This is a genomic window from Mesorhizobium sp. W016, assembly GCF_054719485.1.
Window position 1 is genome coordinate 295,285 of the sequence record NZ_JBTTIF010000002.1, and the last position, 16,442, is coordinate 311,726.

General features: G+C 63.4%; 15 protein-coding genes. 10 read left to right on the forward strand and 5 right to left on the reverse strand.

Annotated features, from left to right (window positions below):
* Nucleotides 1-80 precede the first annotated feature (80 nt).
* A complete protein-coding gene (locus ACYG9V_RS01805) occupies nt 81-1,220 on the forward strand; it encodes a citrate synthase (protein WP_023752867.1) in 1,140 nt (379 codons plus the stop codon).
* On the opposite strand, the gene ftrA is transcribed toward ACYG9V_RS01805, so the two are convergent.
* Nucleotides 1,217-2,209: a transcriptional regulator FtrA gene (ftrA, locus tag ACYG9V_RS01810; RefSeq protein ID WP_023752866.1), complete on the reverse strand. Its 993-nt coding sequence runs from the start codon at nt 2,207-2,209 to the stop codon at nt 1,217-1,219. The genes ACYG9V_RS01805 and ftrA overlap by 4 nt on opposite strands.
* An 89-nt stretch (nt 2,210-2,298) precedes the next feature.
* On the opposite strand from ftrA, the gene ACYG9V_RS01815 reads away from it, so the two are divergent.
* Both ACYG9V_RS01815 and ACYG9V_RS01820 read left to right on the forward strand, forming a co-directional pair.
* Complete coding sequence (locus ACYG9V_RS01815; RefSeq protein WP_023702797.1) at nt 2,299-2,718, forward strand: rhodanese-like domain-containing protein; 420 nt, start codon at nt 2,299-2,301, stop codon at nt 2,716-2,718.
* A 50-nt stretch (nt 2,719-2,768) separates the two neighbouring features.
* Complete coding sequence (locus tag ACYG9V_RS01820) at nt 2,769-3,224, forward strand: GNAT family N-acetyltransferase (RefSeq protein ID WP_031194243.1); 456 nt, start codon at nt 2,769-2,771, stop codon at nt 3,222-3,224.
* Between the two features lie 45 nt (nt 3,225-3,269).
* Here ACYG9V_RS01820 and phaR read toward each other — a convergent pair whose 3' ends face one another.
* Nucleotides 3,270-3,884 carry a polyhydroxyalkanoate synthesis repressor PhaR gene (phaR, locus tag ACYG9V_RS01825; protein WP_023685813.1) on the reverse strand — a complete coding sequence of 205 codons (615 nt, stop codon included), beginning with the start codon at nt 3,882-3,884 and terminating at the stop codon, nt 3,270-3,272.
* 302 nt (nt 3,885-4,186) lie between these two features.
* On the opposite strand from phaR, the gene ACYG9V_RS01830 reads away from it, so the two are divergent.
* The 6 genes from ACYG9V_RS01830 (at nt 4,187) to ACYG9V_RS01855 (ending at nt 12,564) form a co-directional block, all read left to right on the forward strand.
* On the forward strand, nt 4,187-5,371 hold the full coding sequence (locus ACYG9V_RS01830; protein ID WP_023673832.1) for an acetyl-CoA C-acetyltransferase: 1,185 nt from the start codon (nt 4,187-4,189) through the stop codon (nt 5,369-5,371).
* Between the two features lie 129 nt (nt 5,372-5,500).
* Nucleotides 5,501-6,226, forward strand: coding sequence for an acetoacetyl-CoA reductase (phbB, locus tag ACYG9V_RS01835; RefSeq protein WP_023698448.1), 726 nt, complete (start codon nt 5,501-5,503; stop codon nt 6,224-6,226).
* Nucleotides 6,227-6,920: 694 nt separating this feature from the next.
* A complete protein-coding gene (locus tag ACYG9V_RS01840) occupies nt 6,921-10,502 on the forward strand; it encodes a helicase-related protein (RefSeq protein ID WP_352765324.1) in 3,582 nt (1,193 codons plus the stop codon).
* Between the two features lie 75 nt (nt 10,503-10,577).
* On the forward strand, nt 10,578-10,964 hold the full coding sequence (locus ACYG9V_RS01845; RefSeq protein WP_023673663.1) for an RNA-binding S4 domain-containing protein: 387 nt from the start codon (nt 10,578-10,580) through the stop codon (nt 10,962-10,964).
* A gap of 253 nt (nt 10,965-11,217) precedes the next feature.
* The gene (fdxA, locus tag ACYG9V_RS01850; protein ID WP_013529180.1) at nt 11,218-11,556 is read left to right on the forward strand and encodes a ferredoxin FdxA; all 339 of its coding nucleotides are present in this window, start codon (nt 11,218-11,220) and stop codon (nt 11,554-11,556) included.
* A gap of 426 nt (nt 11,557-11,982) precedes the next feature.
* Nucleotides 11,983-12,564 carry a CarD family transcriptional regulator gene (locus ACYG9V_RS01855; RefSeq protein WP_023673664.1) on the forward strand — a complete coding sequence of 194 codons (582 nt, stop codon included), beginning with the start codon at nt 11,983-11,985 and terminating at the stop codon, nt 12,562-12,564.
* A 194-nt stretch (nt 12,565-12,758) separates the two neighbouring features.
* Here ACYG9V_RS01855 and ACYG9V_RS01860 read toward each other — a convergent pair whose 3' ends face one another.
* The 3 genes from ACYG9V_RS01860 to ACYG9V_RS01870 all read right to left on the reverse strand — a co-directional run bounded on the left by ACYG9V_RS01860 (nt 12,759) and on the right by ACYG9V_RS01870 (nt 15,114).
* A complete protein-coding gene (locus ACYG9V_RS01860; RefSeq protein ID WP_352623681.1) occupies nt 12,759-13,526 on the reverse strand; it encodes an amino acid ABC transporter ATP-binding protein in 768 nt (255 codons plus the stop codon).
* Nucleotides 13,523-14,203 carry an amino acid ABC transporter permease gene (locus ACYG9V_RS01865; RefSeq protein WP_023693608.1) on the reverse strand — a complete coding sequence of 227 codons (681 nt, stop codon included), beginning with the start codon at nt 14,201-14,203 and terminating at the stop codon, nt 13,523-13,525. Before ACYG9V_RS01865 ends, ACYG9V_RS01860 begins: the two co-directional genes overlap by 4 nt.
* A gap of 137 nt (nt 14,204-14,340) precedes the next feature.
* Nucleotides 14,341-15,114 (reverse strand): amino acid ABC transporter substrate-binding protein, encoded by a 774-nt coding sequence (locus ACYG9V_RS01870; protein WP_023699299.1) that lies wholly within the window; start codon nt 15,112-15,114, stop codon nt 14,341-14,343.
* Between the two features lie 397 nt (nt 15,115-15,511).
* Between ACYG9V_RS01870 and ACYG9V_RS01875 the strand changes: the two genes are divergently transcribed.
* A complete protein-coding gene (locus ACYG9V_RS01875; protein WP_023685806.1) occupies nt 15,512-16,369 on the forward strand; it encodes an RNA polymerase factor sigma-32 in 858 nt (285 codons plus the stop codon).
* Nucleotides 16,370-16,442: the final 73 nt, after the last annotated feature.

The window sequence follows — 16,442 nt, forward strand, 5'->3', positions numbered from 1 at the left end:
GCAGCTTTTCTGCATGGGAGATAAGGGTTAGGCTGCGCCTCGATCAATCTTGATCAATATAATCAATGTATGGGCTGAAAATGTCCGAATGGCTGTCGCGGGAAGAGGCGCTGGAAAGGCTCAAGGTCCGGCCGCAGACGCTCTACGCCTATGTCAGCCGTGGCCGCATCGGCATGCGGCCGGATGAGAGCGACCCGCGCCGCAGCCAGTACCGCGCCGACGACATCGCCGCACTGGCGACCCGCCGGGCGCGCGGCCGCAGTCCGTCGGCCATCGCCGAAAGTGCGATTGCCTGGGGCGAACCCTCGATTGCCACCGCGATTTCGACTGTGCTGCACGGCCGACTGATCTATCGAGGGCAAGACGCCGTTGCGCTCTCCAAAGCGGCGACGCTGGAGGAAACCGCTGCTGTGCTCTGGGCCTCGCCTGAACCGGTGGCTTTCAAAGCTCCGTCATCTGAAGCGCCTCATCCAGTCGGCCGCGCCTCGGCCTTTGCGCAGCTTGCCATGCTTGCAGGCCACGGGCGGCCTTCGCTAGGACGCAGCGCCGCCTCGCTGTGCACCGAGGCCGCGCGCACAGTCGGAGCGCTGGCGCAGTCGCTGGGCGCTGAAGCCGGCACAGCGCCCGTCCATAAGCGCCTGGCGCAGGGCTGGTCGGTGGATGATGCCGGCGCGGAAGCGATCCGCTGCGCCCTCGTCCTGCTCGCCGATCATGAACTCAACGCATCGACCTTTGCCGCCCGCGTCGCAGCGTCCACAGGCGCCTCGCCTGCCGCATGCCTGCTGGCCGGCTTGGCAACGCTGTCCGGCCCGCGCCACGGTGGCGCCGGCGAAGCGGCGATGCAACTGGCTGAAGATGCAGCAGCCCACGGCGCGGATGCGGCGATCCGGCGCTGGCTCGGCCATGACCGGCCCTTGCCGGCGTTCGGCCATCCGCTCTATCCCGACGGCGATCCCCGTGCCACCGCACTTCTGGAAGTCATCCCTGTCGACGAGACGCTGCAACAGCTGCAAAAAGCCGCCATGGCGGCGACCGGCGCGCACCCCAACATCGACTTCGCCTTGGCCGCTCTGACGCGCGGCCTTGGCTTGCCGCGCGATGCACCGTTCCAGCTGTTTGCGCTCGGACGCAGTGTCGGCTGGGCCGCGCATATGGTCGAACAGATCATTAGCGGCAGCATCATCAGGCCGCGTGGCCGCTATGAGGGACGCGTGACTTAAGCCGACCTGGCCGTGTTCCCGAACCGCGCACGGTACGCGACGGGCGTCGTGGCGAATTGCCGGCGGAAGTGATGCCGCAACGTGCCTGCCGCGCCAAAGCCGGCGGTCTCGGCAATCCGTTCGATCGGCATGGCGGTGTCTTCCAGCAGCGTGCGCGCCCGCGAAAGCCGTTCCGACAGCAGCCAGCGCGCCGGCGTGACGCCGGTCGCGGCCGCGAACCGGCGCAGGAACGTCCGCTCGCTCATCCCGGCAAGCTCGGCCAAGATGGCGACGGGATAGTCGGCAGAAATATCGGCGCGCATCCTGTCGATCAACGGTCCAAGCCGGCTGCGCTCATGTGGCTCGGGTACGGAACTCTCGACATACTGCGCCTGGCCGCCGTCGCGATGCGGCGGCACGACCAGACGGCGCGCCACCATGTTTGCAGCCTTGGTGCCGAAGTCGCGCCGAACCAGATGCAGGCAAAGATCGATGCCCGCGGCACTGCCTGCCGATGTCAGCACATTGCCCTCATCGATGTACAAAACGTCCGGAATCACGGTGATGTCGGGGTACATCTCCGTCAGCTTCTCGCTGTAGCGCCAATGCGTGGTCGCTCTTTTGCCCGCCAGCAGGCCGGCGGCGGCAAGCACGAACACGCCCGAACAGATCGAAAGAATGCGAGAGCCGCGCTCGTGTGCCTTTCGAAGCGCCTCGATCAGCGCCGGCGGCACCGGAGCCTCCGTTCCGCGCCATCCCGGTACGATCACCGTGCCGGCCTGGCCGATCAGATCGATCCCGCCGTCGGCAACAATACGCACGCCGCCCAGCGCGCGCATTTCACCGGTATCAATACCGGCAACCGCAAAACGGTACCAATCCTCACCCATTTCCGGCCGGGGCAAGGCGAAGATCTCAACCGCCACGCCAAACTCGAACGTGCACAGCCCGTCATAGGCAACGGCAACGACAAGAGGGTTGGCAGGGCGCGGATTCGCAGAGGATGGCATGATCTTGACGATATATGGCAAAGCTGCCAGCTGCAATCGCCCTGCTTCCTGTCTTATCTCTCCGTCGCATCAGCAATGGAGATACGAGGATGAGCCACGTGACAGACATTCCGGCGGCATCGCCGGATATCGCCCGCGACCATTTTCTGCGCCGGCTTTCCGTCGAGACCGACTGTTCCGACGTCGCCGCCGCACTGCGTGCCGGAGAGCCGGACTTTGTTCTCCTGCATGTGGTCGGTTCGCCGGAAGCCTATGGACGCCGCCATGTGCCGGGCGCGCTGCATCTGCCCCACCGCGAAATATCGGCCGGGCGGATGGTGCAATGGCCCGAAAGGACGCTGTTCGTCGTCTATTGCGCGGGACCGCATTGCAATGGCGCGGATCAGGCGGCCTTCAAGCTGGCCAGCCTCGGTCGTCCCGTGAAGATCATGATCGGCGGCATAACCGGTTGGCAGGACGAGGACCTTCCTTTCGCTTCAGGCAAGGAGCCCGGTGTCTTGCACGCGTGAGGCCACGCGATATGGTCGGCCTTGAAGACTGAGCAAGCATGCAGAAGGCGATGGTTAGAATTCGTCCATTCGAGCGCCAGGATGTCGGTGCGGTGCTCGCCCTCATGCGGGCGCTAGCTGTCTTCGAGGGTTATGACGACAAGCTTCGCGTCACCGAAGCGAACCTCATCGAGCACGGGCTGGGGCCATCGCCCCGGTTCGGCGTGTTGGTGGCGGAGCGAGAGGGCGTGATCGTCGGCATCGCCGTCCACTACCTCATCCCCTGGACCTACGACCTGAAGCCGGTTGTCTGGCTGAAGGAACTCTACGTCACTGAAGCGACGCGCGGCATGGGGGTCGGCCATGCGCTTGTTGAACAGCTTCGCCAACACGCTTTGAGCATTGGCGCCTCCGCCATCAAATGGACGGTGCTGAAATCCAACTCGCCGGCCAAAGCCTTCTACCGCTCGCTCGACGGCCAGCCCGACGATATCTGGGAACCGTGGCAGCTGAAAATCGACCCGTGACGGCCGCCTCGACCAACTGAGGGCGGTCGACCATGCGGCGGTCGCTTACGACATGGTGTCGAGCTTGCGCTGCATGGCGGCGATCTGTTGCTTCAGTTCCTGAAGGTCGTCGCCGCTCTTTTCCGGGACATCCTTGCGGGCCGGCTCGGGTGCAGCCGCGGCCGCAGCATTTGTGGCGGCGGTCGGGAAGGGCGTGAACAGGCGCATCGCGTTCTGGAACATTTCCATGTTGCGGCGTGTCTGCTCTTCCAGCGCCTTGATCGGCGTGGCGATCTTCATCACATCCAGCGGCGACTTGCCGATCGCGCCCTTCATCTGCTCGCGGAACCGCTCCTGTTCCTTGGAGAAGGCCATCATCGACTGTTCGAGGAAGCTCGGCACGATCTGCTGCATCTGGTCGCCATAGAAAGCGATCAACTGGCGCAGGAACGGGATCGGCAGCATGTTCTGCCCATCCTTGTTCTCCAGTTCGAAGATGATCTGCGTCAGCACCGGATGGGTAATGTCGTCACCGGTCTTGGCGTCCTGGACGGTGAACTCCTCGCCCTTCTTGACCATCTCGGCCAGATCCTCGAGCGTCACATAGGTGCTGGTGCCGGTATTGTAGAGCCGGCGATTGGCATATTTCTTGATAATGATAGGGTCGTCTTTCGCGGCCATCAGCATCCTCCCGGGACACCGGCGCGCCTGAGTAAGCCGCCGGTAACGATTGCGCCATTTTTAAGGATATGCGCAAAAGCTCTATAATTCCAAGCGCTTTGTGCAGTGCGGCATCATTTATTGCTGCATGGCCGGCCAATTATGCTGCGCAGCAAAGGTTGGGCGATCGCGCCGGCCGCTCGCGCCCTGCTTGCGGCGCTTGGCCGGCATGCCCATTTCCGGTTTGACTTGGGGTGTGGAACGGGCAAGAAAAGTCCCAACAAGCCCCCAAGAACACGACACCTCGAAGTCTGGAGAGAAAAATGTCCGCTTCCAATTCAATCGTCGTTGCCAGCGCCGCACGCACGGCTGTCGGCTCCTTCAACGGCGCCTTCGCCGCCACCCCGGCGCATGAACTTGGCGCCGTCGTCATCAGGGAGCTTTTGGCGCGCGCCGGCGTCGAGCCGGGCGAAGTCGACGAGGTCATTCTCGGCCAGGTGCTGACCGCCGCGCAGGGCCAGAACCCCGCCCGCCAGGCGTCGATCAATGCCGGCCTGCCCAAGGAGACCACCGCCTGGGGGCTCAACCAGGTTTGCGGCTCTGGCCTGCGCGCCATCGCGCTCGGCATGCAGCAGATCGCCGCCGGCGACGCCACTGTGATCATCGCCGGCGGCCAGGAATCGATGTCGCTGTCGCCGCACGCCGAGCACCTGCGCGCCGGCGTCAAGATGGGCGACTACAAGATGATCGACACCATGATCAAGGACGGGTTGTGGGACGCCTTCAACGGCTACCACATGGGCAACACCGCCGAGAACGTCGCCCGCCAGTTCCAGATCACCCGCGACGACCAGGACCAGTTTGCGCTCGCCTCGCAAAACAAGGCCGAGGCCGCGCAGAAGGCCGGCAAGTTCAAGGACGAGATCGTCGCCTTCACGATCAAGGGCAGGAAGGGCGACACTGTCGTCGACCAGGACGAGTACATCCGCCACGGCGCCACCATCGACGCCATGTCCAAGCTGAAGCCGGCTTTCGACAAGGACGGCACCGTGACCGCCGCCAACGCGTCGGGCATCAATGACGGCGCCGCCGGCGCGCTGCTGATGAGCGAGGCTGAAGCCACAAGGCGCGGCATCACCCCGCTGGTGCGCATCGCATCCTGGGCGACGGCCGGCGTCGATCCGGCAATCATGGGCACCGGACCTATACCCGCGTCGAAGCGGGCGCTCGAGAAGGCCGGCTGGTCGGTCAAGGACCTCGACCTTGTCGAGGCCAATGAAGCCTTCGCCGCGCAGGCCTGCGCCGTCAACAAGGGCATGGGCTGGGATACGTCGATCGTCAACGTCAATGGCGGCGCCATCGCCATCGGCCATCCGATCGGCGCGTCGGGCGCCCGCGTCTTCAACACGCTGGTTTTCGAGATGCGCCGCCGCGGCGCCAAGAAAGGCCTTGCCACGCTGTGCATCGGCGGCGGCATGGGCGTCGCTCTGTGCGTGGAAGCGCTGTGAACAAGAAGTGAGTAGTGAATAGGGAGTAGTGAATGGGGAAGAAGGAGCAGCGCGGCGGGATATCGATCCCTACTCGCTACTCCCTATTCCCTATTCCCTTCTTCCGACCAAAGGGAGGAAGAACTTTCAATGACCAAAGTAGCGCTCGTCACCGGTGGATCGCGCGGCATCGGCGCCGCCATATCGATCGGCCTGAAGAATGCCGGTTACACCGTTGCAGCCAACTATGCCGGCAATGACGAGGCAGCGGGGAAGTTCAGCGCACAAACCGGCATCAAGGCCTACAAATGGTCGGTCGCCGACTACGACGCCTGTGCCGCCGGAATCAAACAGGTCGAGGCCGATCTCGGCCCGGTCTCGGTGCTGGTCAACAATGCCGGCATTACCCGTGACGCCATGTTCCACAAGCTGACGCGCGAGCAGTGGAAGGAAGTCATCGACACCAATCTGTCTGGCGTCTTCAACATGACGCATCCGCTGTGGGGCGGCATGCGCGACCGCAAATTCGGCCGCGTCATCACCATTTCCTCCATCAACGGCCAGAAAGGCCAGGCCGGCCAGGTCAACTATTCCGCCGCAAAGGCCGGCGACATCGGCTTCTCGAAGGCGCTGGCGCAGGAGGGCGCGCGCGCGGGCATCACAGTCAATGTCATCTGCCCCGGCTACATCGCCACCGAGATGGTCAAGGCGATCGACGAGAAGGTGCTGAATGAACGCATCATTCCGCAGATCCCGGTCGGCCGCCTCGGCGAACCGGAAGAGATCGCGCGTTGCGTCGTCTTCCTCGCCTCTGAGGACGCCGGTTTCATCACCGGCTCGACCATCACCGCCAATGGCGGCCAGTACTTCGCCTGAACGACAGCAATTTCGCCCGGTAGGACGGGCCGCCTTATGGCCGTTTTTCATCGCCGGCCGGCGATGTTCCCCGGGCTGCGCGCGAGACATTGACCCGTTCCGGCACGCAAAGATTAACGATTTCTAGGCGCCCTGTGCAAAACCCGGTTCGCAAGCTGTGAATTCTCGGTGGACAAGCTGTGGACAACACAACATGTTGGGGTGAACAAACCAGGAAAATCCCGCCATCGCCGATTCGTCACCCATTCGTTCCGGCTTTGAGCGGAACGTTAACGACCAAGGCCGAATACCACCGGAAAATGGTTAAGGCCGATTAAGAAAATTCAGCAATTTCATAATGTTGGCCGAGGCGTATCGGATCACGACGATGCCCCGCCGGCAAAGGTTAACGCCAATGGTCGCCTTGCAGGAATCGGGCCAGTTTCCGCGATTCAGCATATGGTGAGACTCAGGCTCGCAAAATCCACATGTAGCCGTGAACAAAAGCTGAATCTGCCGGAGTCACTGATTCGTCGCCGATTCGTTCCAGACTCGTTCCAACTGTTAATTGAGACCTCAAAGACGAACCGTGGGACTGCCGGCCGGAACATTCCGCTTTCGCTTCGCGCCTGAAATCCCTATGTGTCGCCTGTCATACGCGCCATGCGAGGCGCGCTCCCGACAACACGATGCAGAAAGCCTCATCTCCAGGCCGATGAACATCCAGCCGAAACACACCGAGCCGCTGATCCTGTCGGGCCGCGACGTGACTGCCGTACTGGGTCCGACCAACACCGGCAAGACCCATCTCGCCATCGAGCGCATGGTGGCGCATGAGAGCGGCATTATCGGCCTGCCGCTCCGCCTTCTGGCGCGCGAGGTCTATGCCCGCGTCTGCGAAAAGGTCGGCGCCCACAAGGTGGCGCTCATCACCGGCGAGGAAAAAATCCAGCCGCCCGGCGCGAAATATTCGGTCTGCACCGTCGAAGCCATGCCGCGCGAGACCGACGTTGCCTTCGTCGCAATCGACGAGGTGCAGCTCGCCGGCGACCTCGGGCGCGGCCACATCTTCACCGACCGTATCCTGCACCTGCGCGGCCGCCAGGAAACGCTGCTGCTCGGCGCGGCCACCATGCATGGCATCCTGCAAAAGCTGCTGAGAGGCGTCTCGGTGGTGACGCGCCCTCGCCTGTCGCACTTGGCCTATGCCGGTTCGAAGAAATTGACCCGCCTGCCGCGGCGTACGGCGATCGTCGCTTTCTCCGCCGACGAGGTCTATGCCATCGCTGAGCTGATCCGCCGCCAGCAAGGAGGAGCGGCGGTCGTGCTCGGCGCGCTGTCGCCCCGCACCCGCAATGCCCAGGTGGCAATGTTCCAGGCAGGCGACGTCGACTATCTCGTCGCCACCGACGCCATCGGCATGGGGCTCAACCTTGATCTCGATCATGTCGCCTTCGCCCAGAACCGCAAATTCGACGGCTATCAGTACCGCAATCTCACGGCGGCCGAGCTCGGCCAGATCGCCGGCCGCGCCGGCCGCCATCTGCGCGACGGCACCTTCGGCGTCACCGGCCAGGTCGATCCGCTGGACGAGGAACTGGTCAAGCGCATCGAGGGGCACGAGTTCGATCCGGTGAAGGTGCTGCAATGGCGCACCGCGCATTTCGACTTCGCCAGCCTCGACGCGCTGAAGCGCTCGATCGAAACCAACGCGCCGGTCGAAGGCCTGACGCGGGCGCTGCCGGCGGTCGATGCCCAGGCGCTCGAACATCTCTCCCGCGACGAGGACATCCGCGCGCTGGCTACCAATGCCAAGCGCGTCGCGCTGCTGTGGGAAGCCTGCGCGTTGCCGGACTACCGCAAGATCGCGCCGGCCCAGCACTCCGACCTGATCGCTTCTATCTACACCGACCTCGCCAAACACGGCCATGTCGACGAGAACTACATGGCCGAGCAGGTGCGCCGCGCCGATACGACCGAGGGGGACATCGACACGCTGTCGCACCGCATTGCGCAGATCCGCACCTGGACATTCGTGTCCAACCGGCCGGGCTGGCTGGCCGATCAGGCACACTGGCGGGAAAAGACGCGCGAAATCGAAGACAGATTGTCGGATGCGCTGCATGAGCGGTTGACGAAACGGTTTGTAGACCGCAGGACTTCCGTCCTCATGCGGCGCCTTAGAGAAAATACAATGCCTGAAGCCGAAATCAGTCCTACCGGAACCGTCCTTGTCGAAGGCCATCATGTCGGCGAGTTGCAAGGGTTCCGCTTCACCGCCGATCAGAGCGCCGGCGGCGAAGACGCCAAGGCCGTGCGTACGGCAGCGCAAAAAGCGCTGGCCGCCGAGTTCGAGGCACGTGCCGAACGCTTCGGCGCCTGCGCCAATGGCGACCTTGCGCTCGGCTCCGACGGCACGCTGCGCTGGATCGGCGCGCCGATCGGCACGCTGGTTGCCGGCGAGGACGCGCTGAAGCCGCGCCTGGTGCTTTTGGCCGACGAGCAGTTGACCGGTCCCGCCCGCGACAAGGTCGCCGCGCGCGCCGAGCGCTTCGTCAATTTCCAGATCGAATCCTTGCTGAAGCCGCTGGTCGACTTGAAGAATGCCGAGCAGATCGCCGGCATCGGCCGTGGCATCGCCTTCCAACTCGTCGAGCATTTCGGCCTCATCAACCGCCGCGACATCGCCGAGGAAATGAAGTCGCTCGACCAGGAGGGCCGCGCCGCCTTGCGCCGGCTCGGTGTGCGCTTCGGCGCCTACCACGTCTTCGTGCCGGCGCTGATCAAGCCGGCGCCCGCCGGACTGATCACGCTTTTGTGGGCGCTGAAGAACGACGGCAAGGACAAGCCCGGCTTTGGCGACGTCGTGCACGCGCTGGCCTCCGGCCGCACCTCGGTGGTCATCGATCCGGCTTTCGACAAGAGCTTCTACAAGCTCGCCGGCTACCGTAATCTCGGCCGCCGCGCCGTGCGCATCGACATTCTGGAACGGCTGGCCGACCTGATCCGGCCTGCGACCAACTGGAAGCCCGGTCTGGGACAGCGCCCGGACGGCGCCTATGACGGCCAGTCCTTCATGGTGACGCCGCCGATGATGTCCATCCTCGGCGCCACCGCCGACGACATGGAAGAGATCCTGAAAGGTCTCGGCTATCGCGCCGAGCCGAAGCCGCCGGCAGAGGTCAAGGCGCGGCTGGAAGCACAGGACAACGCGGCGCGGGAAGCGGCTGCCGCCAAGCTGGCTGCGGACGCGGCTGCAAAAGCTGAACAGGCCAAGGCGGCGGAAGCCGCTGCAAGTGAAGCCGTCGCTGAAGCGCCGGCCGTTGGATCGGAGCCGGATGCGGTTGCCGCCGCTGAGCCTGCGGCTGAGCAGCCCGTCGCCGAAGCCGCAGCGGAGGCTGTTGCTGCGGACGCTCAGCCGGGCGCGCCTCCCGAGGGTTCGGAGCCAACTGCGGCCGTTGAAGCCACCGCCGAAGCTCCAGCCATCGCGGAAGCAACGGCAGAGCCCGTCGCGGAAGAACAGGTCGAAGCTCCCCAAGTCGAAGCCCCCATAGAAATCACGGAAGAAGCTCCGGCTGTTGCAGAAGCTGACGACACCGTCCCCGAAAGCGCCGACGCCACCGTCGCCGAAAACGCCGACGCCCTTACCTCCCCCTCGATGGGGGAGGTCGCGGCGCGAAGCGACGCGGGTGGGGGTGACAGCGCTGACGAAACCGATAGTGCAGACCGCGTAGCCGATGCAGGCGCAACCGCCGACGCCGGCGCTGCCCCCACCCCGGCGCTGCGCGCCGACCCTCCCCACGAGGGGGAGGGTGGAAGCGCTGAGCCTGTCCCCGAGGCCGAAGCGCCAAAGCCCATCTTGCTGTGGCGGCAGGGTCGTTTCGAGCAGCGCCCGCGCCATCGTCAAGGCCGGGACAATCGCCCGCGTAACGGCCAGGCTGGCCGCGCCGATGCGCCGGCCGACGCTGCCGGCGGACAGCCGGCACCGGGCGAACGGCCGGCCTATCAGGGCCGGCGCGACCAGCGCGACGGTGCCGCCAAGCCACGCTTCGACCGTTCGAAGTTCAAGCCCAAGCCGCAGGCCGAGGGTGAACAGCGCCGCGACGGCAAGCCGCAAGGCGAGCGTCCGCGCGAGGGCCGGCCTGACTGGAAAGGCGGCAGGCCGGAAGGCAAAGGCGGACCGCAAGGGGCCAAGCCGGCTTTCCAGGCCAAGCCACGCGAGGAACGCCCGGTGCGCTTCGATCCGGACTCGCCCTTCGCCAAGCTCGCCGCCTTGCGCGACCAGCTGAAGAAGTAGGCTCTGAGCATGATCCCGAAAAGTGGAACCGGTTTTCGGACAAGATCATGCTCCAACAAGAGATAACTCGCTGCGATGGTTGCTGAAGGTCGTCAGCGCATCGACAAGTGGCTGTTCTTTTCGCGCGCGATAAAATCGCGCTCGCTGGCGGCCAAGCTGGTTGTCGCCGGACGCGTCCGCATCAACAGCGACAAAGCAGCGCAGGCCTCCGATCTGGTCAAGCCTGGCGACGTTTTGACCATTACGCACGAGCGCCGTATCTTCATTTGGAAGGTGCTTGGCACCGGCGTGCGGCGCGGTCCGGCCGAGGAAGCGCGCACGCTCTACGAGGACATGTCCCCGCCGCCGGCGCCGAAAGGCGAGGCTGTTGCCGATGCCATTCCGGCGCTGCGCGACGCCGGCAGCGGCCGGCCGACCAAGAAAGAGCGCAGGCAAACCGACCGGCTGTTCGGCGAAGACTGAAGCCTTGGCCGTCTGCGCCATGCCGGCGGTCTGGAATTTCATTCCGGACACGCGGGCCCCGCCTGCAATGGCTGCCCTTGCAAGCGGCAGGCAAAGGCGTTACCTCACCAAAAAAGCCGCCGCATCGGCCCGAAAATCGGAAATCGATTTTTCGGAAGGCACGATGCGCAGATTCAAAGTGTTAGAGCGTACTTTATGCGTCCAAGTGGACGCACGTCGCTCTAGTAAGAACGGGACGTCCCGGAGCCGACCAATGACCTATGTCGTGACCGACAACTGCATCAAATGCAAGTACATGGACTGCATCGAGGTCTGTCCGGTCGACTGCTTTTACGAGGGCGAGAACATGCTTGTCATACATCCCGACGAGTGCATCGACTGCGGTGTCTGCGAACCGGAATGCCCGGCCGATGCAATCAAGCCCGACACCGAGCCGGGCCTCGACAAATGGCTGCAGGTCAACACCGAATACGCCGAGAAATGGCCCAACATCACCGCCAAGAAGGAGCCTCCGGCAGATGCCAAGAGCTTCGACGGCGAAGCCGGCAAGTTCGAGAAATATTTCTCCGCCGAGCCCGGCGAAGGCGACTGAGCACATGACGCTGGAATCGGAATCGATTTCGGAAAGGGTGATGCGCAAAGCAAAAAAGTGCGGCCTATTGGATCGTCATAACGCTGCGTAACGCGCATCATACATTAACTGCCTTGACAGGCGGCGATGGCGCTCGACCTTCGCGTTTGCAGCAAAACCTTGATTCTTCCGACTTTTTGTGCTACACCAGTTGAAACATGCCGGTGACACAACGTCGATTTATGGCGCAAGCGCCCCAAATCACTGAAAGGTGAAATCCCCAATCGGACCAGAGCGATCTGGGCCAGGCAGTCGCTATGTATGCGGTTTGCCGGTCCCGGCTTTTTCCGATGGGTTCATCTGTTGTGCGGCTAACGATCGGTGTCCCCGGTCGCATGCGTTCGGACCGGCAGGCCGCCGGTGCCACAACAAGGAGTTCAGGGCGTAATGGCAACGATCACCCCGCAGAAGAAGTCCACCTCGGCACGCCACGGTTTCAAGACCGGCGAGTACATCGTCTATCCGGCACATGGCGTCGGCCAGATCGTCTCGATCGACGAGCAGGAAGTTGCGGGCCACAAGCTGGAACTGTTCGTCATCGACTTCCAGAAGGACAAGATGCGCCTGAAGGTTCCGGTCGCCAAGGCGACCTCCATCGGCATGCGCAAGCTGTCGGAAGAGGATTATGTCGAGCGCGCGCTGAAGGTCGTGCAGGGCCGCGCCCGCGTCAAGCGCACCATGTGGTCGCGCCGTGCGCAGGAGTATGATGCCAAGATCAATTCGGGCGACCTGATCTCGATCTCGGAAGTCGTGCGCGACCTCTACCGTGCCGACAACCAGCCGGAACAGTCCTATTCCGAGCGCCAGCTCTATGAGGCGGCACTCGACCGCATGGCGCGCGAGATCGCGGCAGTCAACCGCATGTCGGAAACCGAAGCCGTGCGCCTGATCGAGGTTAACCTTAATAAGGGCCCGAAGCGCGGCGCCAAGGCCGACAATGAGGAAGCCGAGCAGGAAGAAGCTGCCTGATCGCTTCACCGTCGAAATCATGAAAAACCCGGCCTTGTGCCGGGTTTTTGTTTTTACCCCCTTGTGGGGTTCCAAGGACGGGCGAGACCCGTGGCTCGCCCAGGCAGGTGGCTGCGAAGCAGCGAGGATGGGGACGACACCAGACCGCACCCGGACCTTCCGTCCGACCTCTTCACAAGGGGAACGTAGAAGGCTCAGCCGCCGGCTTCCTTCTCCGCCTCCTGCTTCAGCGTCGCAATAAAACGCTTCGTCCGTTCACGCTCCGGGTTGGAGAACACCACGGCGGACCGCCCCTTCTCGACGATGACGCCGGCGTCGAGGAACACCACCTCCTGCGCAATCTTGGAGGCAAGGCGAAGGTCGTGCGTGGCCATCACCATGGTCGTGCCTTCGCTGGCGAGCTTTCCCAGCACGTCGACCACTTCCTGCGCCAGTTCCGGATCGAGCGCCGAGGTCGGCTCGTCGCAAAGTAGCACTTTCGGCGACGGCGCCAGGGCGCGGGCGATGGCCACACGCTGCTGCTGGCCGCCCGACAGCGTTGCCGGCCAATCGTCCGCCTTGTGCGCCATGCCGACCTTCTCGAGCAGCGCCAGTGCCCGCTCGCGCGCCTTTGCCGTCGGCCATTTCAGCACCGTCACCAGGCCTTCCATGACGTTCTCGATCGCGGTGCGATGCGGGAACAGCTGGAAGTTCTGGAACACCATGCCGGTCTGCAGCCGCAGGCGCTGGATGTCGCGGCTGGGGATCTTGACGCCGGGACGGAATTCCAGCGTCTCGTCGCCGATGCGCACCATGCCCGAGGTCGGGATCTCCAACAGGTTGATGCAGCGCAGCAGTGTGCTCTTGCCGCCGCCGGAGGGGCCGACGAGCGCAGTGACGCTGCCTTCGGCAATGGTGACCGTCACGCCCTTCAGCACCAGATTGTCGCCGAAGCGCTTTTCGATGTCGGTGAGGCCGATCATGAGCGCGCCTCCAGGAAGCCGCCATAGCGGTTGAGCCGCTCCTCCAGCCGCGTCTGCAAGGCCGAAAGCACCGAGCTCATCGCCAGATAAAGGATCGCCGCCTCGACATAGAGGATCAGCGGTTCATAGGTGGTGGCGACGATGCGCTGCGCCGCCTGGAACATCTCCGGCACAGTGATGGCGGCGGCCAGCGACGTATCCTTGACCAGCGAGATGAAGGTGTTGGACAGCGGCGGCACGGCGACGCGGCCGGCTTGCGGCAGGATGGTGCGCCGCATCGCCTGGCTCCAGGTCATGCCGATCGAATAGGCCGCCTCCCACTGGCCCTTCGGCACCGAGCCGATCACGGCGCGGATAATTTCCGAACTGTAGGCGCCTATGTTGAGGGTGAAGCCAATCAGCGCCGCCGGAAAAGCATCCAGCAATATGCCGACCGAAGGCAGGCCGTAAAAGATCAGGAACAGCTGCACCAGAAGCGGCGTGCCGCGAAAGATCCAGACATAGAAGCGGACAACGGCAACCAGAGGCTTGGGACCGAACAGCCGCACCAGGGCGACAACCAGGCCGACGAACAGGCCGAGTGCGAACGATAGCAATGTCAGCGGTACGGTGAAGATCAACGCCGCCCACAGCAGTGTCGGCAACGAGTCCAGCATCAGGTGTAGCCAGTGCGGCACGAACGGCTCCTCCCTCACAGACCGCCGCGGTGACGGCAGTGCGATTGTGTGCTTCTCATATCATGCGAATAACGGCGAGCCGTCAAAGACGGCCCGCCGCTATTTGTCATTGCCGGCAAACCGCCGGGAGATGGTCTTTACTGCGAGACATCCTGGCCGAAATAGGTATCGGCGATCCTCTTGTAGGTGCCGTCGGCCTTGATGTCGGCCAGCGCCTTGTTGATCGCCGCGACCAGCTCCGGATCACCCTTGCGCACGATGACGCCGGAATAGTCGGCGTTCTCTTCCTGCGCGGCGATCTTCACATTGGCGTCCGGCTTGTGCTTCTTGAAGTCGAGGAAAGACAGGCTGTCATTGATGGTGGCGTCGGCGCGGCCGGTGAGCAGCAGCTGGATCGACTGGTCGAAGCCGTCGGTGCCGACGAGTTCGGCGCCGTTGGTCTCGGCGAGCTTGCCGAAATTCGATGTCAACGACTGTGCCGACTTCTTGCCCTTGAGGTCGGCGAAGGTCTTGATGTCGGTATTGTCGCCGCGCACGATCAGCACGGCCTTGGAGGCGATGTAAGGATCGGAGAAATCGTACTTGGCCTTGCGCGCGTCGGTGATGCCGACCTCGTTGATCACGGCGTCGTAGCGGTTGGCGTCGAGGCCGGCGATCAGCCCGTCCCATTTGCCTTCGAGGAACTCGACCTTGACGCCGAGCTTGTCGCCGATCGCCTTGGCGATCTCGACGTCGAAGCCGACCAGCGCGCCGGAAGCATCATGATAGGTGAAGGGCGCATAGGTGCCTTCGGTGCCGACCTTGAGGGTGCCGGCCTGCTTGATCTGGTCAAGATTGGCGCCGGCATAGCCTGATGTAACAGCCAGAACCTGAAGCGTTCCGGCGACGATGAGCGAATTGAGCCATTTCATTTCTATGTGATCCCGTCCTTGGCCGGTGTCCGGCGCTTGTGAGAGCCGGAAACTGACAGATACAGCGCAGCAAAATAAGGAACCAGATTTCAAAAAAACGGCAATCCAGAAATCAGATTCTCAAAGCAGCTCCGATCGGTGCCAATAGTCCCGATCTGCGGTGTCGATGCGCCCTGTCGGACCGCACAAAACAACCGCCCTCGGCGGCGGAACCAATCCCCGGTATGGCACGTTCATGGCTTGTTGTAGGGCGCCGCGTTTCCATTTCAAGAACCCTTGGCTGCGCTAGGCCCGAAGCAATTCCAGGAAAGTGGGAAAGCGGTTTCCTTCGGAATTGCGTCAAACAGAGATAACGGCCGCCAGGCCGTCCGAAAATGTCCGGGAGCAGGAGCGCGGCATGATCGAAGACACGGCAGGACGGACCATGGTCCGCACGGCAATGAAAGCCCCCTACCTCGAGCGCGATGAGGAACATGTTCTCGCCTTGCGCTGGAAGGAGGACCAGGATCAGCAGGCGCTGCATCAGATCACCGTCGCCCATATGCGGCTGGTCATCTCCATGGCTTCGAAGTTCCGACATTACGGCCTGCCGCTCGGAGATCTGGTCCAAGAGGGCCATGTCGGGCTGCTGGAAGCAGCCGCGCGTTTCGAGCCGGAGCGCGAGGTGCGCTTCTCGACCTATGCGACATGGTGGATCCGCGCTTCGATGCAGGACTATATCCTGCGCAACTGGTCGATCGTTCGCGGCGGCACCTCTTCGGCGCAAAAGGCGCTGTTCTTCAACCTGCGGCGCCTGCGCGCCCGTCTTGCCAATGGCGCCGAGCCGATCTCCAACGCCACGCTCTACCGCGAAGTCTCGGTAGCCCTAGGCGTCTCCGAGGCCGATGTCGCGAAGATGGATTCCAGGCTTTCAGCACCTGACTCTTCGCTCAACGCACCGCTCGCCGACGAAGCTGGCACCACCGAGCGGATGGACTTCCTGATTTCGGACGATCCATTGCCTGACGAGGTCGCCGGCGACACCATCGACGTCGAACGGCGCCTGATGTGGCTGAAGACGGCGCTCCGCGCGCTCAATGCCCGCGAACTCAGGATCATCGAGGAGCGCCGGCTGAGCGACGAAGGTGCGACGCTTGAGGCGCTTGGCGAGACGCTCGGCATTTCCAAGGAGCGTGTCCGGCAGATCGAGGCCCGCGCCATGGAAAAGCTCAAGCTCGCGCTGGTGAAGCAGAATCCGGAGTTCATGGCGGCCTGAGATTGCCAGGAACGGGGTACCCCGAGTTATCTCAGAAAAGTTATCTCAGAAAAAAGCACTACGAAGGCTGGGG

Coding starts and splice junctions, on each gene's coding strand:
- ACYG9V_RS01870 (WP_023699299.1), bottom strand. CDS start 15,114: ATGAAATGGCTCAATTCGCTCATCGTCGCCGGAACGCTTCAGGTTCTG.
- phaR (WP_023685813.1), bottom strand. CDS start 3,884: ATGGCCGCGAAAGACGACCCTATCATTATCAAGAAATATGCCAATCGC.
- ACYG9V_RS01845 (WP_023673663.1), top strand. CDS start 10,578: ATGGTTGCTGAAGGTCGTCAGCGCATCGACAAGTGGCTGTTCTTTTCG.
- ACYG9V_RS01820 (WP_031194243.1), top strand. CDS start 2,769: ATGGTTAGAATTCGTCCATTCGAGCGCCAGGATGTCGGTGCGGTGCTC.
- ACYG9V_RS01840 (WP_352765324.1), top strand. CDS start 6,921: ATGAACATCCAGCCGAAACACACCGAGCCGCTGATCCTGTCGGGCCGC.
- phbB (WP_023698448.1), top strand. CDS start 5,501: ATGACCAAAGTAGCGCTCGTCACCGGTGGATCGCGCGGCATCGGCGCC.
- ACYG9V_RS01830 (WP_023673832.1), top strand. CDS start 4,187: ATGTCCGCTTCCAATTCAATCGTCGTTGCCAGCGCCGCACGCACGGCT.
- ftrA (WP_023752866.1), bottom strand. CDS start 2,209: ATGCCATCCTCTGCGAATCCGCGCCCTGCCAACCCTCTTGTCGTTGCC.
- fdxA (WP_013529180.1), top strand. CDS start 11,218: ATGACCTATGTCGTGACCGACAACTGCATCAAATGCAAGTACATGGAC.
- ACYG9V_RS01815 (WP_023702797.1), top strand. CDS start 2,299: ATGAGCCACGTGACAGACATTCCGGCGGCATCGCCGGATATCGCCCGC.
- ACYG9V_RS01875 (WP_023685806.1), top strand. CDS start 15,512: ATGATCGAAGACACGGCAGGACGGACCATGGTCCGCACGGCAATGAAA.
- ACYG9V_RS01860 (WP_352623681.1), bottom strand. CDS start 13,526: ATGATCGGCCTCACCGACATCGAAAAGCGCTTCGGCGACAATCTGGTG.
- ACYG9V_RS01855 (WP_023673664.1), top strand. CDS start 11,983: ATGGCAACGATCACCCCGCAGAAGAAGTCCACCTCGGCACGCCACGGT.
- ACYG9V_RS01805 (WP_023752867.1), top strand. CDS start 81: ATGTCCGAATGGCTGTCGCGGGAAGAGGCGCTGGAAAGGCTCAAGGTC.